Genomic DNA, 25,416 nt, shown 5'->3' with positions numbered 1-25,416 from the left:
ATTACACTTTGAAAAACGGTGGAGGCATAATGGCCACAATCAACGTAAGGCTTGATGACAAGCTTAAAAATGAGGCTTATGCGGTGCTGGAAAAACTGGGTATCACACCTACCGAAGCGGTGCGTCTGCTGTTTCAGTATGTGGCGCAAAATGGCCGTATGCCGGTCAAAACGCTAACCGTCAGCGACAGCGAAGAGGCGCTGCTGCGTACCGTGCGGGAGCGACTGGCGGACCCGCGACAGGGCATCAGGGTTGATCTGGATGAGCTATAAACTGGTCTTTGACCCACGTGCGCTGAAGGAGTGGCACAAACTGGGCGAGACCGTTAAAGCGCAATTCAAAAAGAAGCTGGCGCACGTGCTGGCGGCTCCCAGGGTGAAATCCGTCCGGTTAAGTGGCCTGCCGGACTGCTACAAAATTAAATTAAGAACGAGCGGTTACCGGCTGGTGTATCAGGTGCGCGATGATGCTGTCTGTGTGCTGGTCATCGCGATCGGCAAACGCGAAAACCTGACCGTATACCAGGGGGCCGGGCACCGTCTGGAGTAAGTGCCTCTCAGCGCAGCCGGTGGATAACCTGGTTGCTGCTGCCACGCCAGATAAGCGCCGGATCTTTCAGATCCTGCACAAATTTGCCGTCCACCAGCACGTTGATAAGGTTTACCACCTCGCGCTGGGCATCGCTCAGTTCATCGATTTTATAACCCGTCCAGACCCAGATATCTTTGCCGGGGCACTCGGCCCGCACGCGTTGGACAAGTTTTAGGATCGCCGGCACATTTTGCGGGTGCAGCGGATCGCCGCCCGACAGCGACAGCCCCTGGCGTTTGACGCGGGTATCGTTGAGATCGGCGATGATGCGGTTTTCCATCTCGTCTGTGAAGGGTACGCCGGAGTTGAGCCGCCAGGTGCTTTTGTTGTAGCAGCCGGGGCATTCGTGAACGCAGCCCGCCACAAATAATGTGCAGCGGGTGCCGGGGCCGTTGACGACGTCAACGGGGTAATATTGATGGTAATTCATGGTTTCCTCGTCCCAGGCGGGCGAACGGTGGGTGCGCTTCGCTTACCCACCCTACACAGCTTTGTCGGGCGGTGGGTGCGGCTTCGCTTACCCACCCTACAACGATTTGCCGGACGGTGGGTGCGCTTCGCTTACCAGCCCTACACAGGTTTGCCGGGCGGTGGGTGCGGCTTCGCTTACCTACCCTACGAACGTTTGCCGTGCGGCGGGTGCGCGTTGCTTACCCGCCCTACGCGTTTCGTTTTGTAGGGTGGGTAAGCGCAGCGCACCCACCGTGCCAGACGCCAGAGCGGCGTTAACCCAACTGCCCGTTGCCGAGGTGCTTCACGCGGCGCTTCACCTCTTCCTGTTTACCCGCGTTGAACGGACGGGCGTCGGGGCTGCCGAGATACCCGCAAACGCGGCGGGTGACGGAAACGCGCGACGCATCATGGTTGCCGCATTTCGGACAGGTAAAGCCCTTGCTGGTGCACTCGAATTCGCCGGTGAACCCGCACTCGTAACACTCGTCAATCGGCGTATTGGTGCCGTAATAAGGCACGTGGTGATAGCTGTAATCCCACACGTCTTCCAGCGCCTTCAGGTTGTGCTGAAGATTCGGGTATTCGCCGTAACAGATAAAGCCGCCACTTGCGAGCGGCGGGTAAGGCGCTTCGAAATCGATTTTATCGTACGGGTTTACCTTCTTCTCCACGTCCAGGTGGAAGCTGTTGGTGTAATACCCTTTGTCGGTCACGCCCGGCACTACGCCAAACTCGGCGGTATCGAGGCGGCAGAAACGATCGCACAGGTTCTCGCTCGGCGTGCTGTAGAGGCTAAAGCCGTAACCGGTCTCCTCTTTCCACCGATCCACCGCCTGACGCAGACGCTCAACGATGGCGATACCTTTGGCGCGCAGCGTCTCGCTGTCATAGATATGCTGGTTGCCGGACAGCGCATTGATCGTTTCATGGATACCGATATACCCGAGCGAAATCGACGCGCGGCCATTTTTGAAAATCTCCGCGATGTCGTCATCCGGTTTAAGACGCACGCCGCACGCGCCTTCCATATAGAGAATCGGTGCCACCCGCGCTTTTACGCCTTCGAGACGCGCAATGCGCGTCATCAGCGCTTTGCGGGCGAGCTTCAGCCGCTCATCGAGCAGCGCCCAGAACGCGGTTTCGTCGCCTTTCGCCTCCAGCGCGATGCGCGGCAGGTTCAGGCTAATCACGCCGAGGTTATTGCGCCCGTCGTGGATCTGCTCGCCGTTCTCTTCATAAACGCCAAGAAAACTGCGGCAGCCCATCGGCGTTTTGAACGAACCGGTCACTTTCACAACCTGATCGTAGTTGAGGATATCCGGGTACATGCGCTTGCTCGCGCACTCCAGCGCCAGCTGCTTAATGTCGTAGTTCGGGTCGCCAGCTTTATGGTTCAGGCCGTCGCGAATGGCGAACACCAGTTTCGGGAACACCGCCGTTTTATGGTTTTTACCGAGGCCCGCAATGCGGTTGCGCAGAATCGAGCTCTGGATCAAACGCGATTCCCAGCTGGTGCCAAGACCAAAACCAAAGGTGACGAACGGCGTCTGGCCGTTGGCCGTGTGCAGCGTGTTGACTTCATATTCCAGCGACTGGAACGCGTCGTAGCACTCTTTTTCGGTGCGGGCGCGGGCGTAGCCTTCGACATCCGGAATGTTCCACTCAAGCGCGGTGCGGCGGTGCTTCTCAAAACTTGCCGTCACAAACGGGGCCAGCACTTCGTCAATGCGGTTGATGGTGGTGCCGCCGTAAATGTGGCTCGCCACCTGGGCGATGATCTGCGCCGTCACGGCAGTGGCGGTGGAAATCGATTTCGGCGGTTCTATCTCGGCGTTGCCCATTTTAAACCCCTGCGTCAGCATGCCTTTTAAGTCGATCAGCATGCAGTTGAACATCGGGAAGAAGGGCGAGTAGTCGAGATCGTGATAGTGAATTTCGCCGCGTTCATGGGCGAGCACCACGTCGCGCGGCAGCAGATACTGGCGCGCATAGTGTTTGGCGACAATGCCCGCCAGCAGGTCGCGCTGGGTCGGGATCACTTTGCTGTCTTTATTGGCGTTCTCGTTCAGCAGCGCCGGGTTGGTCTGCTCAACCAGCCCGCGGATCTCTTTATTCAGGCGGCCCTGTTTTTCGCGGGCGATATCGCGGTCGTGGCGATACTCAATATAGGCGCGCGCCAGCTGCTTGTAGTTACCCGCCATCAGCTGGTTTTCCACCGCCGTCTGGATCTCGTGAATGTCCACTTCACGACGATGCTGCATCTGGCTGCTGACGATTTCCGCGACGGTGGCGCAATAGTCTGCGTCATCGACTCCCGCTGCCTGCGCCGCGCGAAGAATCGCTTCGCGAATGCGCGTTGAATTGAAAGGTACTTTACACCCGTCTCGTTTCACTACATGCGGTGTCATGATCACTCCATATTAAGCACAGGTTATCCACAGAAACTCCGTCGTACGGCGCAGGGAATATTGGCTGCATAAACCCCCTGTTAACGTTGGAGCTGGCCCGTTTTATCCACAGCAGCGCGGGAATATCCTCCGCACCGGATTGCTGAAAGTTTAGCCTGAGATAACAAGATATTGGGCCGAATTGGATTTTAATGTCTATATATAGTGATTTGCATCAAACAAGTTTGCGATTTTATTGATGCAGGACAAAGCAAAGCGGCGAGTGCGCTTACGGTCTGCGTTGAGGCGAGAAACATTTACACTGTGAATTTTTCGATTAAAAAATCAACGAAAGCCCGCACGCGCGGGGCCAGGCGATGGTGCGGATACTTCACCCAGAGCGGCTGCGGCGCAGGCCAGTGCGCTTCCATCAACGGCACCAGACGGCCTGTGGCGATAAGCGGCGCCAGATACCAGTCGGCGAGCGAGACAATGCCCATCTCCGCCAGCGCGGCGTCCACCAGCACATCGGGAAAGGTGCTGATAAGAAAAGCGTGCTGTTCTTCCATCGCCAGTTCGTCAGCAAGCCAGCTTTGCAGCTTGCCGTTGCCGGGATTGCGGTGCACCAGGCAGCGATGATGCAGCAGATCCTGCGGCTGTTGCGGCGTACCAAACTGCGCCAGGTAGGCAGGCGAGGCGGCGAGCATCATGCGCATCGGGCGGATTTCGCGCGTCACGATGCGGCTGTCCTGCACCGTCCGCTGGCCAATCGCCACATCGATCCGCTCGCCAATCAGGTTAACGCGGCGCGGATCCATCGCCAGATCCAGCCGCACCTGCGGGTAGCGCTGCTGAAAGGCGGGCAGCTCTGGCATCAGAAGGTAGCGCCCGAAGCCGGGAATCACGCTCACGCGCACCAGCCCCTGCGGCTCGTCGGCTGGCTTTTCCAGCGCCTGATTGAGCGCATGCCACAGCGGCGCCACCTGTTCGCGCAGCGCCGCGCCTTCTTCCGTCAGCACCACAAAATGTGTGTTGCGCTGAAACAGCACGCGGCTCAGGCGCGCCTCCAGTTGCCGCACGCTTTTACTGACAGCAGCAGGCGTCACGCCCAGCAGGCGAGCGGCGGCGGAAAAACTCTGGCTCTGCGCGGCGGCGAGAAACGCAGGCAGCAGGCGATGCACGTCTGAGGTGAGCGTCATGGTTGATACCTTTAGTTGAAACAGATATGCCCGGAACTGCACTACAGGTTAACCCTGCGTCATGCCAACATTACCTCAACCACATCGTTGAGGAGAGTAAAAATGAAAAAAGTTCTGGTTCTGGCCGGGCACCGTTACCCGGATGATTCACGTGTCAACCGCGCGGCTATCGAGGCGCTGAAAGCACTGCCGCAGGTGACGGTGCATGAGCTGATGCGTGAATACCCTGACTTTAACATCGACGTGAAGCGCGAGCAGGCGCTGCTGCTGGCGCATGATGCGGTGGTGATGCTGTTTCCGTTCTGGTGGTACAGCTCGCCCGCGATTTTAAAAGAGTGGCAGGATCAGGTGCTTGAGCACGGTTTTGCCTACGGCACCGGCGGCGATCGCCTGCACGGCAAACCGTTTATGCTGATGGTTTCGACCGGCGGCAGCGAAGAGGCCTATTCGCCGCAGGGCTATAACCGTTACCCGATTGAGGAATTCTGGCTGCCGTTTCACGCGATGGCCAACATGACCGGCATGATCTGGCAGCCGCCAGCGCTGATTCAGGGCACGCATGTGCTGAGCGACGCCAGTCTCGACGCCGGCGTCGCGCAGTGGCTGAGCCGGGTTAACGCGCTGGTGCGTTAACCCGATTGGGTTACGCGTCTCCCTGAAGCCATATTACGGCTTCGAACGGACGCAGGTTCATTTCGCCGGGGCGGGGTGCTGCATCGGGGTAGTTGCTCATCAGCACCTGCCACGCGCCGCTAAACTCACCCGGCGTACACCAGTGCGCTTCGCGCGACAGATTCGACATCACCACCAGCGTCTGCCCTTGCCATTCACGGCGATAGCACCACAGGTAAGGATGCGCCGCCAGCAGGTCGTGATAGTCGCCCCAGGTGAAAATCGGGTGCGCCTTACGCAGCCTGATGAGTTTCTGATAGGCGTAAAACACAGAGTCAGGATCGTCGAGCGCGCGCGCGGCGTTGATCTCGCGGTAATTATCGCAAAGCCCTATCCATGGCGTGCCGGTGGTAAAACCGCCGTTATCGCTGTCATCCCATTGCATCGGCGTGCGGCTGTTATCGCGCGATTTGCTGGCGAGGATCGCGAGCAGCGTCTCCGGGCTTTGCCCCTGCGCGCGCCGCTCGGCAAACATATTGTGGCTTTCCACGTCGCGGTAATCGATGATCCGTGTGAAGTGCGGGTTGGTCATGCCCAGCTCTTCGCCCTGGTAGATATAGGGCGTGCCCTGCATGCCGTGCAGCACCATTGCGAGCATTTTCGCCGCCGGTACGCGCAGCGCGCCCTCGTCGCCGAAGCGCGAGACGATGCGCGGCTGATCGTGGTTACACCAGAACAGCGCGTTCCAGGCCACGCCATGCATCCCCTGCTGCCAGTGGTTGAAAATCGCTTTCAGCGCCACGAAATCGGGCGCGGCGAGCGTCCACTTCTGCCCGTCCGGGTAATCCACTTTCAGGTGATGGAAGTTAAACGTCATCGAGAGTTCGTGGCCCTCCAGCGCGGCGTAGCGCTGGCAGTTCTCAAGCGTCGTGGAGGACATTTCGCCCACCGTCATCAGCCCGCGCGGCTGAAACACGTCGCGGCTCAGCTCCTGTAAATAGTCGTGAATGCGCGGTCCGTCGGTGTAAAAACGCCGCCCGTCGCCGCGATCGTCCGACGGGAAATCCTGATCTTTTGAAATCAGGTTGATCACATCGAGACGCAGGCCGTCCACGCCGCGATCGGCCCAGAATTCGCAGACCTTTTTCACCTCGGCGCGCACCTGCGGGTTTTCCCAGTTGAGATCCGCCTGTTCGGGCGCAAAGAGGTGCAGATAGTACTGGCCGCTCTCGGCGTGCCAGCGCCAGGCGCTGCCGCCGAATTTTGAACGCCAGTTGTTGGGTGCTTCTTCCGGCGTACCGTCGCGCCAGATGTAAAATTCGCGGTGCGCGCTCTCGCGGGTCAGCGCGTCATGAAACCAGGCGTGCTGCGTCGAGGTGTGGTTAAACACCATGTCCAGAATCACCCGGATGCCGCGGGCATGGGCGTCCGCCACCAGCGCGTCGAACTCCTCCAGCGTGCCATAGGCTGGATCAATGGCGGTATAGTTCGCCACGTCGTAACCGTTATCGACCTGCGGAGAGAGATAGAAGGGCGTCAGCCAGATGGCGTCCACGCCAAGTTGTTGCAGATAATCGAGGCGTCGGGTGACGCCCGCCAGATCGCCTGTGCCGTTGCCGGACGTATCCTGGAAACTCTTCGGGTAAATCTGGTAAATCACCCCGTTTTGCCACCACGGCAGAGTGTTATTCATAACGCGTTCCTGCTGTTGCTAAAGGGGAGCGCCGAAACGCTCCCCGCACTACCCTAAAAGTTAGACGACTAAGAGCGTTCCCTGGCGGGATTTTCGCTTGTAGAGAAAGGCGGTCAGAATGAAAGGAACAATGATCGCCACCAGCATCGCCATGCCGTATACCTGCCAGTAATCTGGCTGGATGGAGAGAATGGCGGGCAGGCCGCCGACGCCGATGCCGTTCGCCACCACGCCGCTCAGCCCGCACAGCAGTGCCGCAATGCTGGAACCCACCATGCCGCAGAGCATCGGGAAGCGGTATTTCATGTTGATGCCGTACATGGCGGGTTCGGTCACGCCGAGATACGCCGAGATAGCTGCCGGTACGGAGATTTCGCGCTCGTTATGTTTGCGGCTGGTCATGATGATACCCACCACCGCCGAGCCCTGGGCAATGTTCGACAGCGCAATCAGCGGCCACACCGGCGTGCCGCCCATGCTCTGAATCATCTGCATATCCACCGCAAGCGTGGTCTGATGCACGCCGGTGATGACCAGCGGCGCGTAGAGAAAGCCAAACAGCGCGGCACCGATGGGCGCGAAGCTGCCGGTCATCAGGTGACGCACGCCGAACGCCACGCCATCGCCGATAAGGCGGCCAAACGGGCCGATAAACGCGTGCGCCAGGAATACCGCGAGCAGCAATGAGCAGACCGGCACCACTACCAGATAGAGGTAATCCGGCACCAGGCGTTTTAAGCGAATTTCAATCATGCCGAGCGCCAGACCCGCCAGCAGCGCCGGGATCACCTGCGCCTGATAGCCCACTTTGGCGATGGTAAAGAGCCCAAAATCCCACACTTCCGGCGTTTGCTGGCCGAGCAGATAGGCGTTCATCAGCTGCGGAGAAACCAGCGTCACGCCAAGCACGATCCCGAGGATCGGCGTGCCGCCCATTTTGCGCACCGCCGACCAGCAGATCCCGACCGGCAGATAGAAGAAGATGGCCTCGCCGATAAGCCATAAAAAGTCGTAGATGGTTTTAAGCGACGGGAACATCTGCGCCAGCGTTTTGCCGTCGTGCATTGGCACATCGCCAATCACGTTGCGAAAGCCGAGGATCAGGCCGCCGCTAATCAGCGCGGGCAGCAGCGGGAAGAAAATTTCGGCGAAGTGGGAGATAAGCCGCTCATGCCATTTCATGTTCTGGCGCGCGGCGAGTTTTGCCTGCTCTTTACTGGCGGCGCTGTGACCGCTGGTGGCGATCAGCGCCTGGTAGTAATCACCGACATTGGTGCCAATCACCACCTGAAACTGTCCGGCGTTGGTAAAGCAGCCTTTCACCATTGGCAGCTCTTCTATCGCTTTCGGATCGGCTTTAGACGGCTGATTCAGTACAAAACGCAGACGGGTAATGCAGTGGCTAACGGTTGCGATATTCTCGCGGCCGCCCACAAGGGTTATCAGCTTATCGATATCCTGTTGGTTTACTTTGCTCATGATGAAGCCCTGTCGCAGAGGTAGGTACGAGGCGCGGATGGCCTGGGGCGCAGAGTAACTTTTAAGCGTGATGGCGTGAACGGGAACGTTCCCGAAAACAGAGCGCGATCACAATAAACATGCAGGAAGGGCGCTTAGCCGAGACGGGCGGGGATCACTATCTGGCGCGGATCGGCGCGGCCGGTTATCTGATCGATAAGCTGTTTCGCCGCCGCGCGCCCGGCTTGACCATAACCGGGATCGACCGCGATCGCTTCAGGGTGCAGGAATTTGAGCAGCGGCGTATTGCCGACGCTCGCAAGCTGGACCGGCGTGCCGCCGCGCTGCTGAAGATATTTACTGGCACCGATGGCAAGGGTATCGGTCGCGCAGACCAGCGCGGTGGTCTCTTCACTCAGCACGTCGGCGGCGTGTTCATAACCCTGCTTCATGGCAAGCCCCGGCAGCGTGTCGCGCGGCGTCAGCCCGTGCTGTTTACAGAAACTGAGATACGCCTCGTGGCGTCGCTTGCCGGTCGTGATATCGCTGTGCGGCACGCCGAGAAAGCTGATGTGGCGGTGGCCGTTGTCATACAGGCGCTGCATTAAGAGCCGTATCGCGCCGTCATCCTCGTAGCAGACCGATGCAAAACCCGTCGCGTCGCGCGCCATCAGCACCAGCGATTTCTGCCAGGCGGCGGTCAGCACCTCGTTAATGCCGCTAAAGCCAAACAAAATCACGCCATCGATATGGCGGCGGCTCAGCACGCCCAGATGCTCCTGCACCAGCGCGGGCGAAAAACGGCTCTCCAGCATGATAGGATCGTAACCCTGTTCATACAGCGCGGGCAGAATGGTCTGCACCGCCAGGTTTTCCGAGAGCGAATCCAGACGGGTGACGATAATCGCGACGACTTTATCACTCTGTCCGCGCATCGCGCGCGCCGAGCGGGAAGGGGAGAAACCGTGCTGGCGCATCACCGCCTCGACCTTTTCGCGGGTGCGTTCGCTGACGCCGCTCTCGTTATTGAGCACGCGCGACACGGTGGATTTCCCCACGCCGCTTAAGCGCGCAATGTCTTTAATGGTGAGGCGGTGTTGCATCGTCCATTCCTCTGGCTGGCGGTCTGTAAAAGCGATAATGCGTAAAGGTAATGCCCCTGGCGTGCGGCGCAATGGGCATAATCTGGTTCAGGGGGGCTTTCGCGCGTATATAGCCAACCATTGTGCCTGACGTCACAAAGCGAAGCGCCAGAAGGTATCTTCGCCGATGATTTTTGGCTTATCAATCATTGTGCTGCGGATTTGTGCGCCTGGCGCGAGTCACCGGGCACAGTCGGCGAGAAAAGCGTCAGACGGCGTGATGGTGGCGGCTTAACCAGATGCCCTCGCACAAGAGCTGCGCACAGCCCAGCGCCAGCGCCTCCGGGGTCGCCTCATCTGCCGGGACCCGCGCCATCTGGTCTATCATCCCCACGCAGCAGCGCGCCATGTGCAGCGCGTCGATATCATCGCGAAACAGGCCAAGCGACTGCTCTTTGGCGATATTACTGGCGATGGCGTTGACCAGCGTCGCTTTGGTCTGTGTACAGCCGGGCGGCTGAAAGAAGCCGATTTCGGTCAGCGCTTTATCTTCGGCAAGAAAATTCAGCAGCTTGAGAAAGCTGTTCTGCACGCTTTTCACCAGCGCTTCGCCTTCGACGCGGTCGCGGATCAGCAGCGTTTCGGTGAGCCGTTCCAGGCGCAGGCGAAATTCGCTCACCAGCTCTTCATAAGCGGCTTCTTTGCTGGCGAAATAGAGATAAAACGTGGGCTGGCTCAGGCCGCTCGCCTTCACGATATTGCTGACTTTGGTGCTGTGATAGCCAAGCCGCGCGAACTCGGCGCAGGCGTGTTTCAACAGCCGGCGGCGGGTGGCGATGCCCCGTTTCGGTTTGCGGTTTTCCGGGTGGTCAGCGTCAGTCTGCAAATCCTCTCTCCCTGGGTTACGTGAACGGCGTAAGCTTACTGCAAGCCAGACGGCAAAGGTATCGCACCGGGCGTTTTCGTCGCGCTTGTCACGCAAACGCGTTATGTTACTATCGAGTAAGGTTACTCATCAGTAGTCTTTTTTGCGAGCGATAACAAGATGGTCGCCGCGCCCCCATGGAGAATTGCATGAAGCTGCATATCTACGAGCACTGCCCGTTCTGTGTCCGCGCCCTGATGATTTTCGGCCTGAAAAAGCTGCCGGTTGAGGTGTGCGTCATTATGGAAGGCGATGCCGACACGCCGATCCGCATGGTCGGGCGCAAGGTGGTGCCGATTCTTGAAAAAGACGACGGCACGTATATGCCGGAGAGCATGGATATCGTGCGCTACGTGGATGGGCTTGCACAGCCGCGCGTGGCCGACGCGCCGGTGGATGAGGCGATTAAACAGTGGTGCGAGTCGGTATCGACCCCGCTGTTTAATCTGGCGATCCCGCGCTTTACCGAGGGCGATTTCGCCGAGCTGGCGACGCCACAAGCGCGTCGCGCCTATACCGCGCGTGAAGAGAAAGCGTTTGGCGATTTAGCCGCGCTGCGCGCGCAGACGCCGGCGCTGCTCGCGCAGGTGAATTCAGATCTGAACGCGCTGGAGCCGCTGGTAGCCGGGCGACAGGCCATTGATACCACCGATTTTATTCTCTTCCCGCTGCTGCGCTCGCTCACGATTGTCAAAGGCGCGGCGTTTGGCCCGCAGGTGAGCGCGTATATCGAGCGCGTGTCGGCGCAAACGGGAGTGGCGCTGTTAAGCGCCCAGGCGAAATAAACGCGACGGGCAGAAGGCGCGCCGCTTGTCCTGGTAAATATGATTGCAGGAGTACAACATGACCGTTCCGGTAGTAGCTATTTTCGTCAGTAAACCTGGCAAGGAAGAGACGCTTGAGCAGCTTTTTCGCGGCGTCATCGAAAAAACGCATGCCGAAGAGGGCTGTATCGTGTATCAGCTCAACCGCGACACGGAAAATCCGCGCCGTTTTGTCTGGACGGAAGAGTGGGAAAGCCGCGAACTGCTGCAAAAGCATTTACAGTCGGCGCACATCATTCATCTCTTCTCCGAGCTGCCGAAGTACATCGAAACGTCCAGCGTAATGATGCTGGATAAACTCGCGGGCGGCCCGGCGAAATAACGCGGCCGCAGATAAAAAAACGGCTTGCCAGTGGCAAGCCGTTTTTTATTACCAAGATCTCAGGGAGAGACGGTATCGTTGTTCGTGCTATCGGCGCGCAACTGCTGGCCGCTCTCCTGCAACGATTTATAGAGGCTGCCGTTGCCGTTCATGATGTCGTCGATGCGCCAGCGGCCTTTCTCGTTAATCAACGCAAAGCTCTGGGTGGTGGCATCCGGTGAGCTGCGGAATGGGCGGAAGGTAATCGTGGCTTTGGCATGCGTGGCGTCGCTGTTAGTGACGTTTATCTTATCCACGGCCAGATCGTCCCAGTCCTGGCAATAGCAGATGGGATCGTAATCGAGAAAGCCGACTTCACCGCCGGAAAGACGGGTATCTTCTTCCACCAGGCTCAGCAGGCGATCGGAGAGGATCTGCTGCTCGCCTTTACTGGCAAAATCCACCGGTTCATTGCCTTTGGCATAGCTCTGGTAGAGCGATTTCAGAAATTGCGTGGGGGTCTGTGCGTCCCCCTGCGCCAGCGTGCTGGCGGAAAAAAACAGCATAACTAACGCTAAGCGGTGCTTCATCGGAACTGGTCCTCAAACGTCCGTAAACAGGCCTGCGTAGTATGCTGTTTTTTCTTTTTGCCGCCAACTGGCGCGATTACCCGCCGAATTGTTCTGGATCCGGGCCGAGGCGTTTGCCCTGGTCGAGCTTCGCGATTTCGCTGAGTTCGTCTTTATCCAGACGGAAATCCCAGACGTTAAAGTTTTCCGCGATGCGCGTCGGGGTGACGGATTTCGGGATAACGACCAGGCCGCTGTCGAGATGCCAGCGAATCACAATTTGCGCCGGGGTCTTGCCATATTTATCCGCCAGCTCGCGAATAATTTTCTGATCAAATACGCCTTCGCCGCCCTGCGCCAGCGGGCTCCAGGATTCCGTCTGGATCTTGTGCGTGGCGTTCCAGGCGTGCAGCTGGCGCTGTTGCAGCAGCGGGTGCAGCTCAATCTGGTTGATAACCGGCGTCACGCCCGTTTCGTCGATGATGCGTTGCAGATGCTCAACGTTAAAGTTACACACGCCGATGCTTTTGATAAGCCCTTCCTGCTGCAGCTCAATCATGCCTTTCCAGGCCTCGACATAGCGGTCGATAGCCGGCACCGGCCAGTGCATCAGATAGAGATCCACATAGTCGAGTTGCAGCTTTTCGAGACTCTCTTCCAGCGCCTCACGCGGACGCTTCTGGTCGTCGTTCCAGAGCTTGGTAGTGATGAATAACTCATCGCGCGCAACGCCCGCGCTTTTCAGCGCGTCGCCCACGCCTTGTTCATTCTTATAGGCCGCGGCGGTGTCGATGGAGCGGTAGCCCACCTCCAGCGCTTTGTGAATCGCGGTGACGACATCTTCGTTCGTCGCCTGCCATACGCCGAGGCCGAGCTGGGGCATCAGGTTGCCGTCATGCAGCTTAATTACGCCTGGATTTGCCATATTTCCTCCTTTTGAGCTAACACACCGGGGCAAGCTGCCCCGGCGCAAGTCAGTGAGTTAAGTCTGGTCGAAATAGCCAAAAACGAAAGCTCGCGGGTAAAAAGCTTAGCGGGCGGCTTCGTAAATGCGGCGGCTGACGTCGAGCGTAATATCTTTATGTTCGCCAAGCGCGGTGAGGCCGTGCTCTTCAAGCTTCGCCAGCAGCGCCGGAATGGAGCTGCCATCCAGACCGTAATCGCTCAGGCGGGTTGGCGTGCCCATGGTTTCGAAGAAGCGGCGGGTGGCGGCAATCGCGGCGTCGATGCGCTCATCATCGCTGCCTTCGGTGATATTCCAGACGCGCTCAGCGTACTGCAGCAGTTTGGCGCGCTTCTCATTGCGCTTCTCGTTCCAGAGCGACGGCAGCACGACCGCCAGCGTCTGGGCGTGATCCAGGCCGTGCATCGCGGTCAGTTCATGGCCGAGCATATGCGTAGCCCAGTCCTGCGGCACGCCCGCGCCGATAAGCCCGTTCAGCGCCTGAGTCGCGGCCCACATCAGGTTGGCGCGCACGTCGTAATTTTCCGGCTCTTTCAGCGCTTTCGGGCCTTCTTCGATAAGCGTCAGCAGAATGCCTTCCGCGAAGCGGTCCTGAATTTTAGCGTTCACCGGATACGTGACGTACTGCTCGACGGTGTGAACAAAAGCGTCCACCACGCCGTTCGCCACCTGGCGCGGCGGCAGGGTGTAAGTGTAAACCGGGTCGAGAATGGCGAAACGCGGCTGAACATGCGCGGAGTGGAACGCCTGTTTGTCACCGGTGGCGCGACGCGAAACCACCGCGCCTTTGTTGGATTCTGAGCCGGTTGCTGGCAGCGTCAGGACAGAGCCCATCGGGATGGCGCTGGTGATTTCGCTACCGCCGGTTTCCAGGATATGCCACGGATCGCGCGAGGACGGATAGTGCGCGGCGGCCGCGATGAATTTCGTGCCATCAAGAACAGAACCGCCGCCGACGGCGAGTAAAAATGTCACTTTTTCTTTACGCACCAGCTCAACAGCGTTCATCAGCGTCTCGTAAGACGGGTTGGGTTCGATACCGCCGAACTCCAGCACGTCAAGGCCGTTCAGGGCGCTGTAGACCTGATCGAGCACGCCGGTTTTTTTGACGCTGCCGCCGCCGTAAGTCACCAGCACGCGGCTGTCTGCCGGAATGAGCGCGCGCAGTTCGCTGATGGCGCCTTTACCAAAAGCGATATGGGTCGGGTTATGGAGGTTAAAGTTGTTCATCGAAAACTCCTTCTGGAATAAACGTCATGCATCAGGCATGAACCATTGACGTCTATTCTCGGCGCGGTGACGCACAGCCTCAATGCTCATTCCTGCCTTTCTCTTGCCCATTTCTCTTTACCTCTGGAGGAAATCGGATTTTTTGCGCACACTGAACGCCGGTTAAAAGGGCTGTCTGGAGTCGCTGTTAATGAATCGCGATGCAATATGTCGGAATATCACAGAAGAAATTAAACGCTTAAAAGAGAAAGAAAAAACGCTGACTTTTTTGCCGCCGGAGATACGCCTGCTCTACGGCACGACGCCCGGCGCGCGCACGCCGGTAATTTATCAGCCTGGCATCATATTTCTCTTTTCCGGCCATAAAACGGGTTATCTCAACGATAAAGTTTTCCGTTACGATCCGCGTGAATATCTGCTGCTGACGGTGCCGCTGCCGTTTGAGTGCGAAACCTTCGCCACCGCGGAAGAACCGCTCGCGGGCATTCGCATTAATATTGATGTGCTCCAGCTTCAGGCGCTGGTGATGGAGATTGGCGAGGATGATCATTTCCGGCCCGCGCCGTGCTCGTGCGGGATTAATTCCGGCGTACTGACCGATGACATTCTCTGCGCCGTCGAGCGGTTGCTGGAGGTGCTGGAGCAGCCGTTGGATGCGCGCATTCTTGGCAAACAGATCGTGCGTGAAATTCTCTATCACGTGCTGAAAGGGCCGGGCGGCGGGGCGCTGATGGCGCTGGTAAGCCGCCAGACGCATTTCAGTCTGATAAGCCGCGCGATAAGGCGCATCGAAACCCGCTACGCCGAAAGCCTGACGGTCGAGCAACTGGCGGCGGAAGCCAACATGAGCGTCTCGGCGTTTCACCATAATTTCAAAGCGGTGACCAGCACCTCGCCGCTGCAATACCTGAAAACCTGGCGGTTGCAGAAAGCACGGCTGCTGATGGCGCATAACGGGATGAAGGCCAGCGCAGCGGCGATGCAGGTAGGGTATGAGAGCGCGTCGCAGTTCAGCCGTGAATTTAAACGCTATTTCGGGGTGACGCCGGGAGAAGATGCCGCGCGCCTGCGCGCGCTGTCGTGAGCGGAGCCTGCGCTCCGCCCGGAAAGACTTACTGCGTTTTTTTCTTTAATACGACCAGCAACGCGCCAAGCAGGCCGATGACCAGCAGCGCGATGGGCAGGATCATCAGGAAGGTCATCACCTGATCTTCATGGCGTTTTACAAACGGGATCATGCTGAGCGCATAGCCAAAGCCGGTCACCACGCCGACCCAAATCACGGCGCTCAGCCAGTTGAAGATCTGGAAGCGACGGTTAGAGAGCCCGGAGATGCCCGCCATCGTCGGCAACAGTGTGCGCACAAACGCCAGGAAACGACCGGTCAGCAGCGCCAGCAGGCCGTGGCGATCGAACATGCAGGTGGCGCGGTGATGGTATTTCGCCGGTAGCTGCGCGAGCCAGCCGCGCACAATACGCGTATTGCCAAGCCATCTCCCCTGGACATAGCTCAGCCAGCAGCCGAGGCTTGCTGCGCTGGTGAGGATCACAAGCGTCGGCACAAAATCCATGACGCCCTGCGCTATCATCGCGCCCGCCAGCAGCAGCAGGCTATCGCCCGGCAGAAACGACGCCGGCAGCAGACCATTTTCTAAAAACAGCGTGGCAAACATCACACACCAGACCACGCCGACAATGTGCGGGTCCGCCAGCGCGGCAAAATCGTGATGCCAGAGCGCAGCGATAATATCCTGGATAACAGCCATGGGAGATCCTGTGGAACAGCGGAATTGCCTTATTGTACCTCTAAATGGGCCGTTACATCTGCACTACAGGTTCAACAAACCCTCTCTTTTCCTGGGATAACGCGGTTTTTTTTCACTTCAGGCGATACGACGGAAGGCCGCGTCGAGATCGGCGATTAAATCTTCAACGTTTTCGAGCCCGATATGCAGGCGCACCAGCGTGCCGGTGAAGTCCACGCCGCCCGCCGGACGGATCGCTGCAAGCTCTTCCGGCTGGTTGGCGAGGATAAGCGACTCATAGCCGCCCCACGAATAGGCCATGCTGAAATGCGCGAAATTATCGAGATAATGCGCGAGCTCTGCGTCGCTAAGGCGTTTGTCGAGAATAAAAGAGAAGAGGCCGCTGGCCCCGCTGAAATCGCGCTTCCAGAATTCATGGCCTTTGCTGCCCGGCAGCGCCGGGTGATTGACGCGCGCCACCTGTGGGTGCGCCGCCAGCCACTGCGCCACGCGCAGACCGCTTTCATGATGCTGACGCAGGCGCACCGCCAGCGTGCGCAGGCCGCGGCTGGTGACATACGCGGAATCGGCGTCCGCCATCTGGCCCATCAGATAAGCGTTCTCGCGAAGCGTATCCCAGCAGCGGGCGTTGGCAACCGCCGTGCCTATCATCGCGTCCGAATGCCCCACCAGATATTTGGTGCCTGCCTGAATCGAGATATCAATGCCGAAATCGAGCGCCTTAAAAAGAATGCCCGCCGACCAGGTGTTGTCCATCATGATGATGGCATCCGGCGCGACGCGGCGTACCGCCGTAACAATCGCGGGCACGTCGTGAACTTCCATCGTGATGGAGCCGGGCGATTCCAGAAACACCACTTTGGTGTTCGGCTGAAGGTACTTTGCGATGCCATCGCCCGCCAGCGGGTCGAACCAGGTGGTGGTAACGCCGAATTTCGTGAGAATTTTGGTGCAGAAATCCTGGGTCGGCTCATACGCGCTGTTGGTCACCAGCACATGATCGCCCTGTTCGACAAACGCCAGAATCGTGTTGGCGACCGCCGCCGCGCCGCACGGAAACAGCGCACAACCCGCGCCGCCTTCCAGCTCGCACATCGCCTCCTGAAGCGAAAAATGCGTCAGCGTGCCGCGTCGCCCGTAAAACAGTTCGCCCTGTGCGCGCCCGGCGGTGGCCTGCTTTTTCGCGGCCACGCTGTCAAACACCAGCGATGAGGCACGCTGAATCACGCTGTTCACCGAGCCTTGCGTGTAACGTTTTGCGCGCCCGGCCTGCACCAGCGCCGTCTCAATGTGTTTGTCGGTCATGGCTTTCCCCTGTCTGAACGTCTGGATGTCTAAATCTACGTTACCACGGAAAATCGCCATCGCCTCGCGCTGTTTTTATTCTGGCGTCAAAGATGAAAAAACGTCATCTGAACGCCTTTCCTGTCTGAGCGCAAAGAAAAAAATTTCGCGCTGGCACACCATGCAAATACTAATGAGAACTACTATCAATTCGATGTCATTTTGATATCATTGTGAGCAGTTTTGTGACTTTCGTCCTGGAGATGCACAGTGGGAAATAATTTGATGCAGACGGATCTTTCCGTCTGGGGCATGTATCAGCATGCCGACATCGTGGTGAAAATCGTCATGATTGGCCTCATTCTGGCGTCCGTCGTGACCTGGGCGATTTTCTTTAGCAAAAGCGTTGAGCTGTCTGGCCACAAACGCCGCCTTAAGCGCGAACAGCAGGAGCTGGCTGGCGCCCGCACGCTGGACGACGCGCGTGAAATGGCCGAACGTTTCGGCCCGAAAAGCCTGAGCGCGCGCCTTATTGAAGAAGCGCAGAATGAGCGTGAACTCTCGGCAGGCAGCGAAGATAACGAAGGCATTAAAGAGCGCACCGGTTTTCGTCTTGAGCGTCGCGTGGCGGCGGCAGGGCGTCACATGGGGCGCGGCAACGGTTATCTCGCGACCATCGGCGCGATTTCGCCGTTTGTGGGTCTGTTCGGCACCGTGTGGGGCATCATGAACAGCTTTATCGGCATCGCGCAGTCGCAGACCACCAACCTCGCGGTGGTGGCACCAGGTATCGCTGAAGCGCTGCTCGCGACGGCCATTGGTCTTGTCGCCGCTATTCCGGCGGTGGTTATCTATAACATCTTCGCGCGCACTATCGGCAGCTATAAAGCCACGCTTGGCGATGTGGCAGCCCAGGTACTGCTGCTGCAAAGCCGCGATCTGGATCTTGAAGCCAGCGCCCAGGCGCAGCCGGTGCGTACCGCTCAGAAACTGCGTGTAGGTTAATCCTATGGCGATGCGTTTTAACGAAAATCTCGATGATAACGGCGAAATGCACGAAATTAACGTCACGCCGTTTATCGACGTAATGCTGGTGCTGCTGATTATCTTTATGGTGGCGGCACCGCTTGCGACGGTCGATGTGAAGGTGAACCTGCCGGCCGCGTCCAGCGAGCCGCAGCCGCGCCCGGAAAAACCGGTCTATCTGTCGGTGAAGGCGGATAAAACGATGTTTATCGGCAACGATCCGGTGACGCGTGATTCGATGATTAGCGCGCTCGACGCCCAGACCGGCGGCAAGAAAGACACCACGATTTTCTTCCGCGCGGATAAAACCGTCGACTACGAAACCATGATGAACGTGATGGACACGCTGCATCAGGCGGGCTATCTGAAAATCGGCCTGGTCGGACAGGAAGTGACGAAAGCGAAGTAACGCTTACGCCTTCAGCCAAAGAAAAAGCGCGGCATAAGCCGCGCTTTTTTATTGTCCCGAAGGGGCGATTAACTCAGGTGCTCGCCGCCGGTGACACCGTGAACCTCGGCGGTGACATAGCTCGATTCCTGGCTTGCCAGATAGACATAAATCGGCGCCAGTTCCGCCGGCTGGCCTGCGCGCTTAAGCGGCGTCTGTTGGCCGAACTGCGGGATTTTCTCCTGCGGCTGACCACCGCAGATTTGCAGCGGCGTCCAGATAGGGCCTGGGGCCACGATATTCACGCGAATGCCTTTTTCCGCTACCTGTTTGGCAAGCCCGCGGCTGTAGTTGAGGATAGCGGCCTTCGTGGACGCGTAATCCAGCAGATGCGGGCTTGGCTGATACGCCTGAATGGATGACGTGGTGATAATGCTGGCACCCGGTTTCAGGTGCGGCAGCGCCTCCTGGGTTATCCAGAACAGCGCGAACACGTTAGTCGCATAGGTTTTCTGGAACTGCTCGCTGGTGAGATTCGCGATATCCTCAACGGCGGTTTGTTTACCGGCCACCAGCGCCAGAATATCCAGCCCGCCCAGCTCTTTAATGGCGCGATGCACCAGATCGCGGGCGAATTTCTCGTCGGTCAGATCGCCTGGGATCAGCACCGCTTTGCGGCCCGCCTCTTCAATCAGCGCCTTCACTTCTTCGGCGTCCTGCTGCTCCTCCGGGAGGTAGTTCAGCACCACGTCCGCGCCTTCTCGCGCGTAAGCAATGGCGGCAGCGCGACCAATACCGGAATCGCCCCCTGTCACCAGTGCCTTACGATCCTGAAGGCGACCACTTCCCTTGTAGCTTTTCTCACCGCAGTCCGGCACCGGCTCCATTTTGGCCTGAATGCCCGGCGCAGGCTGTTTCTGCTTTGGATATTCCCCGGTGAAGTACTGGGTCGTCGGGTCCTGGATCTTGTTCTGGTCGTTCGCCATAAGTTCCTCCTCGTTATCAAAGCGTCCTCTAAGGGTAGTGCCTCATGCTGCGTTGGCGGAAATTATCAGGATTTTCTGTATTTCCGGCGCGGCCCGGTTCTCCTTTCCGTGTGCCTGCTGCAATAATGAACAGCGTGCAATCCAGGCCATTCACCGACGGAGCAGCAGGATGAAAAATGAGCGTCAGCAGAAGATTATCAGGCTCTTGTGGGCGCATGAGGCGCTGAGCACCCAGGCGCTGGCGCACCGCCTTGCTGTAAGTCAGGAGACCATCCGGCGCGATCTGAGCGAGCTGCAGCGCGCCGGGAAAATTCTGCGCAGCCACGGGCGGGCGCGGGCACTACGGCGTGATGTGCAAAGCCATGACGATCCGTTCCAGGCGCGCATGAAAAGCCACCATGCGCATAAGATGGATATCGCGCGTAATGCGCTAAACTGGCTCGACGCCGGAATGGTGGTGGCGCTCGATGCCAGCACCACCTGCTGGTATCTGGCGCGGCAGTTGCCGGATATCCCGCTCACCATTTTCACCAACAGCGTGCGGGTAGGGCAGGAGGTCGCCAGACGCGAGCAGATAATGCTTATCAGCACCGGCGGCATCCTGCATCGTCAGGCCGCCTGTTATGAAAACCCGTCGCTGCCTGCGTTATTGAAGCATATTGATATCGATCTGTTTCTTTTCTCATGCCAGGGGATTGATGAAGCGGGCACCATCTGGGACGCGCGCTCGTGGAACGCGGAGTACAAAACGCTGCTGCTGCGCCGGGCGGCGCAATCGCTGCTGTTGATAGACCGAAGCAAGCGTAATCGTACCGGGGATGTGCAAATCGGAACGCTGGATCAGGTGACGGAGGTAATAACGCAGGAGGAAAACGGCGGACAGAACGCGGGCGCGCTACTTGTCGGGTGAGGCAACGGGCGGTTCGGGAAGCGGCGTGACGGAAGAAGTCTGGCAGTTACCCTCGGCGAGCCTGCGGCTTAACATCAGCGTTTCGGCTTCCTGCGCTTTAATCTGCTGATAATTTTCTTCAATCGCCGTCAGGATTTGCGCGCGCAGCTGCGGATAACGCTTCATGATCTCTTCAAGTACAGCGCCATAAACCTCTTCTTTCACCAGAAACGGATAGATTTCGCGGCGATTTTGCCATTTCAGCTGAACCAGGGCGGCCGGGATCGTCAGCACGGCCCGGGTATAACCGGCAATGGCTTCATTTTTTTCATTAATCAGCGCCTGCAAATTCTGACTTAAGATAAATTTCTGTTCTTCTTGCTTATCTAAAGTGAAATATTGGTGGCTGGAGGTTATTTCCGTCACGCCAGTTAATCCTCGAACTTATAAAAAACGGGGGCGTCTTTTTCCTGGGTAATGAGATTAAGCCAAATTTTATTACCCGCTTCATTTATCTGCGCGGTTTTCGTGGCGATCAGTTCAGCCAATTCTTCAGCGCTAATAGCATTATCTTCGACCAGTTTATTCAGGACTTTAGTGTAAGCCTCAATTTTAACCACACTGAGCAGGCGTGCTTTAATATGGCGGTCGCGTTCTTCCAGCAGTACGTTGCCGCTCTGGCCCGCCAGAGATTTGCCGCTCAATATGTCCGTTTCATATTCTTCGAGCTTTGGCTTTCCCTGAGTTAAATTTTCGCTATTTTGTTCGCCGGAGGGGTGGTTGTCGGGTGTGGGAATACGATAACGCGCCGGCACAAGATTGTCGGGCAACATTGATGTTATTTCCTTTTATATCAGAAGGATAAAGAAATACGCCGGATGGTTTTCGTTGACAATAACATGCCGGAAAATTAAAATCAAAAAAAACGGAGCCTGCGCATGAACAGTATTTTTTATTCTGTCATTACCTTGCTGCTGCTTTTAAGCGGCGTGCTTTTTTTTATGAAAGAAAATGGTGCCAATAAACCAGACAACGCTTCTGGCGCAGATCCCATCCCGCCGCGTAACAAAGAAGAGGGCGAGGACCATTTCTCCGCGCTCCTTAACGCAATTACGCCATTGTGGTACTGGCGCGTTAATCATGAATATATCGATTTTACGAACGCCACCATTAAAAAAATGACATTTGAAGAACTGAACGCCACGCCGGGTTTATTTGAGGCGCAGCGCCGTTGCAGTAATCTTAATTCAGCCGTTTATAAATATTACGATAATTTAAAAAAACGCTGTCTGAACGGTGAGTTAGTCACTTTCTCTGATATCGAAGTGCTCAACCTGCGCCACTGCTTCCATGAATTCAGCCAGGAAGCCTATCCGCAACTGGTGGCGATCGTCTGGCCCGAGTTCCAGCGCCCGCAGGTCGATATCACCCAGGTCTGATCCCTTCCGTCTGTTGTCAGACCGTCACCTCTGTGCGTTATACTGAAAGCCATTCTGGCTATTTTTCAGGACGCTATGGAACGCTTTATCGAAAACGCAATGTACGCCTCACGCTGGCTGCTGGCCCCGGTTTATTTCGGGCTTTCTCTGGCGCTGCTGGCGCTGACCGTCAAATTCTTCCAGGAAATTATTCACGTTCTGCCGAACATTCTGACGATTGCTGAGGCGGATCTGATCCTGCTGTTACTGTCGCTGGTAGACATGACGCTGGTGGGCGGATTGCTGGTCATGGTGATGTTTTCCGGCTATGAAAACTTCGTCTCCCAGCTTGATATTCATGAAGGTAAGGAAAAACTGAGCTGGCTGGGGAAAATGGACGCCAGCTCGTTGAAAAATAAAGTGGCAGCGTCGATTGTCGCCATCTCCTCCATTCACCTGCTGCGTGTCTTTATGGATGCGAAGAACGTGCCGGATAATAAATTGATGTGGTATGTCATTATCCACCTGACATTTGTGCTGTCGGCGTTTGTGATGGGGTATCTGGATAAAATCTCCCGCTCAAAAGGGTATTAAGCCGTTACGGCGTGAAGCCCCGCTCTGTTAATTTCTGCATTAAGCCCCTTCTGATGAGGGGCTTTTTTTATGCTTGAAGACAGCCTAACCCTATGAAAAGAGCCCTCTTAGCGATGGTCTATACTCAGGTTTCACTTTAGGGCTACCGACCAGGGAGGAAGAATGGATTACATTCTGCACACCAATTTTTTGCGCCTGATGACATCATTAACGTTCTGGGGAAATGTCTTGCTGGTGCTGGCGATAACCCTCGTCACTTACTGGGTCGTCAGTAAAATTCTCGCGATACTGCACAAGCGCATCGCGCGCTGGGCGGAGGAACATAATAACGGCTCAGCGTATAAGGTCTTTCTCGACGTATTAAGAAAGACGCGACGCATTTTGATCCTCTTCGCCGCCTTTCTTTTCAGTTTGCAGTTTGTCAGCCTGCCTGACCGGATACACAGTACCATTTCCCACGCCTGGTTTCTGGTGCTGGCGTTGCAAATCGCGCTCTGGTTCGATCAGGCGGTGCAGTCGTGGCTGCACCATTCCCTAATGCGCCCTGGCACGCACCGTAATCCGGTGACGATGGTTATTCTGGGGCTGATAATCCGCGCGCTGATCTGGGCGGTGATGCTGCTGTCGATTCTTGCTAACGCCGGGGTCAATATCACCGCGCTGGTGGCGAGCCTCGGCGTCGGCGGTATCGCTATTGCGCTGGCGGTGCAGACGGTGTTAAGCGATGTGTTCGCCTCGCTCTCGATTGGCTTTGACAAACCCTTTGAAATTGGCGATTTCATCGTCTTTAACGATGTCTCCGGCACCATCGAACATATCGGCCTGAAAACCACGCGTATCCGCAGCTTAAGCGGCGAGCAGATTGTCTGCGCGAACGCCATTCTGCTTCAGCAAACCATTCACAACTACAAACGCATGCAGACGCGCCGTATCGTATTTACCTTTGGCGTCTCGCTCTCCACGCCGCCGGAGAAGCTGCGCCAGATTGGCCCGATGGTGAAATCCATTATCGAGCAGAGCGGTGATACCCGTTTCGACCGCGCGCACTTCGCCACTTTTGATCAGGATCGCCTGACCTACGAAGTGGTGCACATCATTAATACGGCGGATTACAACCAGTACATGGACCTGCAGCAGGAGATCAACCTGCGCATTATGGAAGGGCTTCAGGAGCTGGGCGTGCGCCTTGCGCTGCCAAGCCGTGTGATTATCCAGCCTGATGTGCCGGAAGAAGAAAAGCCGCAGGAGGCGGCTGAAGAGGGCCGAACCCCACCCGCAGCAAGCCCGGCGTAACGCGCGATAAACAGCAAAACCCGCCCCGGTGCGCCGGCGGCGGGTTTTTTTGCGTACGTTATCCCTGCCTGATTACCACCAGGCTTCCCACATCGCGCCGATATTCAGCGAATCGAGCGTGGTGTCGTCGGTATTATTGACGCGGGCGGTGCGTTTGTTATCCACTTCGCCGCCAGTCACGTAGAAGCGCAGCATCGGGCGGAATTCCGGGCCCATCGCGATAGACATGTTCTGCGAGAGCGTCACTTTCCAGCCGCTGTTATCGCCGCCTTCCTGGTAATCAACGCGCTGCCAGCCCGCTTCAAGCCAGGTCGAGTGGACATCGTTCCAGAAATACATCGGACGCACGATGGCGTTATAGTTGCGGCGGTTATCGCGGTCGTCACGGTCATTGTCGTAATCGTGGAACGCCAGCAGATACTCCACCTGGGCCTGCTGCGTGAATCTGTGCAGCCCTTCGAAGCTCGCGTATACCGTGGTCAGATCGTCGGTTTTGTTATACACGCTGTTGTCTGAATTATCGGAGTAGCGGGCGATGAGCTTATTCACGCCGCTGTCGTTGGTGTGGCTCAGCACCACGCCGCCCTGCCAGGCTTTCAGGCGCTCATCGCGATCGACGGCTTTTGAGTCAAAGCCGTAGTTGGCGTACAGCTCCAGATCGAGCGGGCCGACTTTCATGCCGTGGATTTTCGATGTCGCCGCGTAGTTGCCTTTATCGCCGGTGCCGGAGCCGCCAGTACAGGTGATGCGCGACGGGTTCGCTTCGTCTTCCATCACTTCCGGGCTACAGGATTCCACGGCGGCCACCACCGCCACATCAAACTGAACACCGCCCAGATCGAAGTTCTTCACCCCGGCGCCCTGGCCGTCGTGGTTCATCCAGAAGTAGTCGTTGATACCCTGTTGCGGACGCTGGTGGAAATCGCGGCCGGCCCAGAAATAGGCTTTCGGGTTCGATTCCAGCAGATTAGTCACGCCCGCGTAGGCTTTTTTCAGGTTCACTTCGTCGCCCCAGTGGTCAAACATCACGTTGACATCCCAGATTGCGCCGTTGCCGCCTTTAAAGGCCTTCGAGAGCTGGAATTCGCCGCCGTTGCCTTCGTTGCCGAGACGGCCAATGGCGGAGGCGCCGTTATAGGAGCCGTCAACCGCGACATATTTCTGGTCGCCGCTCTGGTAATGCGCGCCATAACGGGCGTAGCCGGTAAACTTCACGCCGAACGGAATCGCCAGATCCGGCGTCTGGGCTGGGCTTTGCGGCTCGGTGACCACATCGGCTTTTTTGTTCATGGCGGCGTCGATTTTCGCCTGGCGCTCGGCCAGTGCTTTATCCACCGCTTTCGCCACCATGGCGTCAATCTGTTCCTGGGTGTATTCCTGAGCGAGCACAGATACAGGGCAAAGGGCGGCGATAACCGCCAGGGCTAATGGAAGTTTTTTTAACGTAGTCATAATTATCTCTTTATCGTCACTATTATTAAGAC

Annotated in this window: 28 protein-coding genes; 12 read left to right on the top strand and 16 right to left on the bottom strand. The window is 57.3% G+C overall.

All coding sequences use genetic code 11. The features are described 5' to 3' along the window. Positions 1–29: 29 nt before the first annotated feature. Together G6041_RS13155 and G6041_RS13150 are read left to right on the top strand one after the other, a co-directional pair. Positions 30–272, top strand: a complete 243-nt coding sequence (locus tag G6041_RS13155) for a type II toxin-antitoxin system RelB/DinJ family antitoxin (protein ID WP_012123736.1) — start codon at positions 30–32, stop codon at positions 270–272. Continuing rightward, positions 262–549 carry a type II toxin-antitoxin system RelE family toxin gene (locus tag G6041_RS13150; RefSeq protein ID WP_012123737.1) on the top strand — a complete coding sequence of 96 codons (288 nt, stop codon included), beginning with the start codon at positions 262–264 and terminating at the stop codon, positions 547–549. The genes G6041_RS13155 and G6041_RS13150 overlap by 11 nt, the downstream gene beginning before the upstream one ends. Before the next feature lie 7 nt (positions 550–556). Here G6041_RS13150 and nrdG read toward each other — a convergent pair whose 3' ends face one another. The 3 genes from nrdG to G6041_RS13135 all read right to left on the bottom strand — a co-directional run bounded on the left by nrdG (position 557) and on the right by G6041_RS13135 (position 4,630). Further along, positions 557–1,021 carry an anaerobic ribonucleoside-triphosphate reductase-activating protein gene (nrdG, locus tag G6041_RS13145; RefSeq protein WP_007897806.1) on the bottom strand — a complete coding sequence of 155 codons (465 nt, stop codon included), beginning with the start codon at positions 1,019–1,021 and terminating at the stop codon, positions 557–559. Between the two features lie 295 nt (positions 1,022–1,316). Then, complete coding sequence (nrdD, locus tag G6041_RS13140) at positions 1,317–3,452, bottom strand: anaerobic ribonucleoside-triphosphate reductase (protein WP_012123738.1); 2,136 nt, start codon at positions 3,450–3,452, stop codon at positions 1,317–1,319. A 296-nt stretch (positions 3,453–3,748) separates the two neighbouring features. Then, complete coding sequence (locus G6041_RS13135) at positions 3,749–4,630, bottom strand: LysR family transcriptional regulator (RefSeq protein ID WP_012123739.1); 882 nt, start codon at positions 4,628–4,630, stop codon at positions 3,749–3,751. A 102-nt stretch (positions 4,631–4,732) separates the two neighbouring features. On the opposite strand from G6041_RS13135, the gene G6041_RS13130 reads away from it, so the two are divergent. After that, complete coding sequence (locus G6041_RS13130; RefSeq protein WP_012123740.1) at positions 4,733–5,263, top strand: NAD(P)H-dependent oxidoreductase; 531 nt, start codon at positions 4,733–4,735, stop codon at positions 5,261–5,263. A gap of 10 nt (positions 5,264–5,273) precedes the next feature. Here the strand turns inward: G6041_RS13130 and treC are convergent, their stop codons facing one another. The 4 genes from treC to G6041_RS13110 form a co-directional block, all read right to left on the bottom strand. After that, on the bottom strand, positions 5,274–6,935 hold the full coding sequence (treC, locus tag G6041_RS13125; RefSeq protein WP_012123741.1) for an alpha,alpha-phosphotrehalase: 1,662 nt from the start codon (positions 6,933–6,935) through the stop codon (positions 5,274–5,276). 60 nt (positions 6,936–6,995) lie between these two features. Next, the gene (gene treB, locus G6041_RS13120) at positions 6,996–8,414 is read right to left on the bottom strand and encodes a PTS trehalose transporter subunit IIBC (RefSeq protein ID WP_004386038.1); all 1,419 of its coding nucleotides are present in this window, start codon (positions 8,412–8,414) and stop codon (positions 6,996–6,998) included. Positions 8,415–8,548: 134 nt separating this feature from the next. Further along, positions 8,549–9,496: a trehalose operon repressor TreR gene (gene treR, locus G6041_RS13115; RefSeq protein ID WP_012123742.1), complete on the bottom strand. Its 948-nt coding sequence runs from the start codon at positions 9,494–9,496 to the stop codon at positions 8,549–8,551. Positions 9,497–9,743: 247 nt separating this feature from the next. Next, positions 9,744–10,361, bottom strand: coding sequence for a TetR/AcrR family transcriptional regulator (locus tag G6041_RS13110; protein ID WP_012123743.1), 618 nt, complete (start codon positions 10,359–10,361; stop codon positions 9,744–9,746). A gap of 188 nt (positions 10,362–10,549) precedes the next feature. Here G6041_RS13110 and grxB point away from each other — a divergent pair, with 188 nt between their 5' ends. Beyond that, positions 10,550–11,185, top strand: coding sequence for a glutaredoxin 2 (gene grxB, locus G6041_RS13105; protein ID WP_004386041.1), 636 nt, complete (start codon positions 10,550–10,552; stop codon positions 11,183–11,185). A gap of 58 nt (positions 11,186–11,243) precedes the next feature. Continuing rightward, positions 11,244–11,546: a putative quinol monooxygenase gene (locus tag G6041_RS13100; protein WP_004386042.1), complete on the top strand. Its 303-nt coding sequence runs from the start codon at positions 11,244–11,246 to the stop codon at positions 11,544–11,546. Between the two features lie 59 nt (positions 11,547–11,605). Here G6041_RS13100 and G6041_RS13095 read toward each other — a convergent pair whose 3' ends face one another. The 3 genes from G6041_RS13095 to yqhD form a co-directional block, all read right to left on the bottom strand. After that, positions 11,606–12,115 carry a DUF3828 domain-containing protein gene (locus G6041_RS13095; RefSeq protein ID WP_004386043.1) on the bottom strand — a complete coding sequence of 170 codons (510 nt, stop codon included), beginning with the start codon at positions 12,113–12,115 and terminating at the stop codon, positions 11,606–11,608. A 76-nt stretch (positions 12,116–12,191) separates the two neighbouring features. Then, positions 12,192–13,019 carry a 2,5-didehydrogluconate reductase DkgA gene (gene dkgA / locus G6041_RS13090; protein WP_007774512.1) on the bottom strand — a complete coding sequence of 276 codons (828 nt, stop codon included), beginning with the start codon at positions 13,017–13,019 and terminating at the stop codon, positions 12,192–12,194. Positions 13,020–13,124: 105 nt separating this feature from the next. Next, on the bottom strand, positions 13,125–14,288 hold the full coding sequence (gene yqhD / locus G6041_RS13085) for an alcohol dehydrogenase (protein ID WP_012123745.1): 1,164 nt from the start codon (positions 14,286–14,288) through the stop codon (positions 13,125–13,127). Between the two features lie 190 nt (positions 14,289–14,478). Between yqhD and G6041_RS13080 the strand changes: the two genes are divergently transcribed. Next, complete coding sequence (locus G6041_RS13080; protein ID WP_007897793.1) at positions 14,479–15,372, top strand: AraC family transcriptional regulator; 894 nt, start codon at positions 14,479–14,481, stop codon at positions 15,370–15,372. Between the two features lie 28 nt (positions 15,373–15,400). Here the strand turns inward: G6041_RS13080 and yghB are convergent, their stop codons facing one another. Both yghB and metC read right to left on the bottom strand, forming a co-directional pair. Next, positions 15,401–16,054: a DedA family general envelope maintenance protein YghB gene (gene yghB, locus G6041_RS13075; protein WP_004386049.1), complete on the bottom strand. Its 654-nt coding sequence runs from the start codon at positions 16,052–16,054 to the stop codon at positions 15,401–15,403. A gap of 117 nt (positions 16,055–16,171) precedes the next feature. Continuing rightward, positions 16,172–17,359, bottom strand: a complete 1,188-nt coding sequence (metC, locus tag G6041_RS13070) for a cystathionine beta-lyase (protein ID WP_054628556.1) — start codon at positions 17,357–17,359, stop codon at positions 16,172–16,174. Positions 17,360–17,608: 249 nt separating this feature from the next. Between metC and exbB the strand changes: the two genes are divergently transcribed. Next, positions 17,609–18,343: a tol-pal system-associated acyl-CoA thioesterase gene (gene exbB, locus G6041_RS13065; RefSeq protein ID WP_007871016.1), complete on the top strand. Its 735-nt coding sequence runs from the start codon at positions 17,609–17,611 to the stop codon at positions 18,341–18,343. Positions 18,344–18,347: 4 nt separating this feature from the next. Further along, on the top strand, positions 18,348–18,773 hold the full coding sequence (gene exbD / locus G6041_RS13060) for a TonB system transport protein ExbD (RefSeq protein ID WP_004386053.1): 426 nt from the start codon (positions 18,348–18,350) through the stop codon (positions 18,771–18,773). A gap of 68 nt (positions 18,774–18,841) precedes the next feature. Here exbD and G6041_RS13055 read toward each other — a convergent pair whose 3' ends face one another. Then, a complete protein-coding gene (locus tag G6041_RS13055; RefSeq protein ID WP_007897776.1) occupies positions 18,842–19,738 on the bottom strand; it encodes an SDR family oxidoreductase in 897 nt (298 codons plus the stop codon). Between the two features lie 169 nt (positions 19,739–19,907). On the opposite strand from G6041_RS13055, the gene fucR reads away from it, so the two are divergent. Then, positions 19,908–20,648: an L-fucose operon activator gene (gene fucR / locus G6041_RS13050; RefSeq protein ID WP_012123748.1), complete on the top strand. Its 741-nt coding sequence runs from the start codon at positions 19,908–19,910 to the stop codon at positions 20,646–20,648. Here the strand turns inward: fucR and G6041_RS13045 are convergent. Next, positions 20,634–21,053, bottom strand: coding sequence for a hypothetical protein (locus G6041_RS13045; protein WP_007852165.1), 420 nt, complete (start codon positions 21,051–21,053; stop codon positions 20,634–20,636). The genes fucR and G6041_RS13045 overlap by 15 nt on opposite strands. A 5-nt stretch (positions 21,054–21,058) precedes the next feature. After that, the gene (locus G6041_RS13040) at positions 21,059–21,460 is read right to left on the bottom strand and encodes a hypothetical protein (protein ID WP_004384867.1); all 402 of its coding nucleotides are present in this window, start codon (positions 21,458–21,460) and stop codon (positions 21,059–21,061) included. A 105-nt stretch (positions 21,461–21,565) separates the two neighbouring features. Here G6041_RS13040 and G6041_RS13035 point away from each other — a divergent pair, with 105 nt between their 5' ends. The 3 genes from G6041_RS13035 (at position 21,566) to G6041_RS13025 (ending at position 23,932) form a co-directional block, all read left to right on the top strand. Beyond that, positions 21,566–22,066, top strand: a complete 501-nt coding sequence (locus tag G6041_RS13035; protein WP_007774537.1) for an ESA_00282 family adhesion-associated protein — start codon at positions 21,566–21,568, stop codon at positions 22,064–22,066. A 75-nt stretch (positions 22,067–22,141) separates the two neighbouring features. Beyond that, entirely contained in the window at positions 22,142–22,639 is a 498-nt protein-coding gene (locus G6041_RS13030; protein WP_004384868.1) for a TIGR00645 family protein, read from the top strand. A gap of 162 nt (positions 22,640–22,801) precedes the next feature. Then, positions 22,802–23,932 (top strand): mechanosensitive ion channel family protein, encoded by a 1,131-nt coding sequence (locus tag G6041_RS13025; protein ID WP_007897767.1) that lies wholly within the window; start codon positions 22,802–22,804, stop codon positions 23,930–23,932. 72 nt (positions 23,933–24,004) lie between these two features. Here the strand turns inward: G6041_RS13025 and G6041_RS13020 are convergent, their stop codons facing one another. After that, positions 24,005–25,384, bottom strand: a complete 1,380-nt coding sequence (locus G6041_RS13020) for a carbohydrate porin (RefSeq protein ID WP_012123749.1) — start codon at positions 25,382–25,384, stop codon at positions 24,005–24,007. Positions 25,385–25,416: the final 32 nt, after the last annotated feature.

Origin of the sequence: Cronobacter sp. HA18003, from assembly GCF_011605905.1 — a bacterium.
Taxonomy (GTDB): domain Bacteria; phylum Pseudomonadota; class Gammaproteobacteria; order Enterobacterales; family Enterobacteriaceae; genus Cronobacter; species Cronobacter sakazakii.
Note: the sequence above shows the minus strand (reverse complement) of the source record. Positions and strands in the feature narration are given on the sequence as shown.

Bases quoted from the DNA above. Each gene is read 5' to 3' on its own strand.
- yghB (WP_004386049.1), bottom strand. From the start codon at position 16,054: ATGGCTGTTATCCAGGATATTATCGCTGCGCTCTGGCATCACGATTTT.
- G6041_RS13155 (WP_012123736.1), top strand. From the start codon at position 30: ATGGCCACAATCAACGTAAGGCTTGATGACAAGCTTAAAAATGAGGCT.
- G6041_RS13040 (WP_004384867.1), bottom strand. From the start codon at position 21,460: ATGTTGCCCGACAATCTTGTGCCGGCGCGTTATCGTATTCCCACACCC.
- yqhD (WP_012123745.1), bottom strand. From the start codon at position 14,288: ATGAACAACTTTAACCTCCATAACCCGACCCATATCGCTTTTGGTAAA.
- G6041_RS13095 (WP_004386043.1), bottom strand. From the start codon at position 12,115: ATGAAGCACCGCTTAGCGTTAGTTATGCTGTTTTTTTCCGCCAGCACG.
- G6041_RS13025 (WP_007897767.1), top strand. From the start codon at position 22,802: ATGGATTACATTCTGCACACCAATTTTTTGCGCCTGATGACATCATTA.
- treB (WP_004386038.1), bottom strand. From the start codon at position 8,414: ATGAGCAAAGTAAACCAACAGGATATCGATAAGCTGATAACCCTTGTG.
- nrdD (WP_012123738.1), bottom strand. From the start codon at position 3,452: ATGACACCGCATGTAGTGAAACGAGACGGGTGTAAAGTACCTTTCAAT.
- G6041_RS13035 (WP_007774537.1), top strand. From the start codon at position 21,566: ATGAACAGTATTTTTTATTCTGTCATTACCTTGCTGCTGCTTTTAAGC.
- treR (WP_012123742.1), bottom strand. From the start codon at position 9,496: ATGCAACACCGCCTCACCATTAAAGACATTGCGCGCTTAAGCGGCGTG.
- metC (WP_054628556.1), bottom strand. From the start codon at position 17,359: ATGACCGACAAACACATTGAGACGGCGCTGGTGCAGGCCGGGCGCGCA.
- exbD (WP_004386053.1), top strand. From the start codon at position 18,348: ATGGCGATGCGTTTTAACGAAAATCTCGATGATAACGGCGAAATGCAC.
- G6041_RS13030 (WP_004384868.1), top strand. From the start codon at position 22,142: ATGGAACGCTTTATCGAAAACGCAATGTACGCCTCACGCTGGCTGCTG.
- G6041_RS13100 (WP_004386042.1), top strand. From the start codon at position 11,244: ATGACCGTTCCGGTAGTAGCTATTTTCGTCAGTAAACCTGGCAAGGAA.
- treC (WP_012123741.1), bottom strand. From the start codon at position 6,935: ATGAATAACACTCTGCCGTGGTGGCAAAACGGGGTGATTTACCAGATT.
- dkgA (WP_007774512.1), bottom strand. From the start codon at position 13,019: ATGGCAAATCCAGGCGTAATTAAGCTGCATGACGGCAACCTGATGCCC.
- nrdG (WP_007897806.1), bottom strand. From the start codon at position 1,021: ATGAATTACCATCAATATTACCCCGTTGACGTCGTCAACGGCCCCGGC.
- fucR (WP_012123748.1), top strand. From the start codon at position 19,908: ATGAAAAATGAGCGTCAGCAGAAGATTATCAGGCTCTTGTGGGCGCAT.
- G6041_RS13020 (WP_012123749.1), bottom strand. From the start codon at position 25,384: ATGACTACGTTAAAAAAACTTCCATTAGCCCTGGCGGTTATCGCCGCC.
- G6041_RS13150 (WP_012123737.1), top strand. From the start codon at position 262: ATGAGCTATAAACTGGTCTTTGACCCACGTGCGCTGAAGGAGTGGCAC.
- G6041_RS13130 (WP_012123740.1), top strand. From the start codon at position 4,733: ATGAAAAAAGTTCTGGTTCTGGCCGGGCACCGTTACCCGGATGATTCA.
- grxB (WP_004386041.1), top strand. From the start codon at position 10,550: ATGAAGCTGCATATCTACGAGCACTGCCCGTTCTGTGTCCGCGCCCTG.
- G6041_RS13080 (WP_007897793.1), top strand. From the start codon at position 14,479: ATGAATCGCGATGCAATATGTCGGAATATCACAGAAGAAATTAAACGC.
- G6041_RS13135 (WP_012123739.1), bottom strand. From the start codon at position 4,630: ATGACGCTCACCTCAGACGTGCATCGCCTGCTGCCTGCGTTTCTCGCC.
- G6041_RS13055 (WP_007897776.1), bottom strand. From the start codon at position 19,738: ATGGCGAACGACCAGAACAAGATCCAGGACCCGACGACCCAGTACTTC.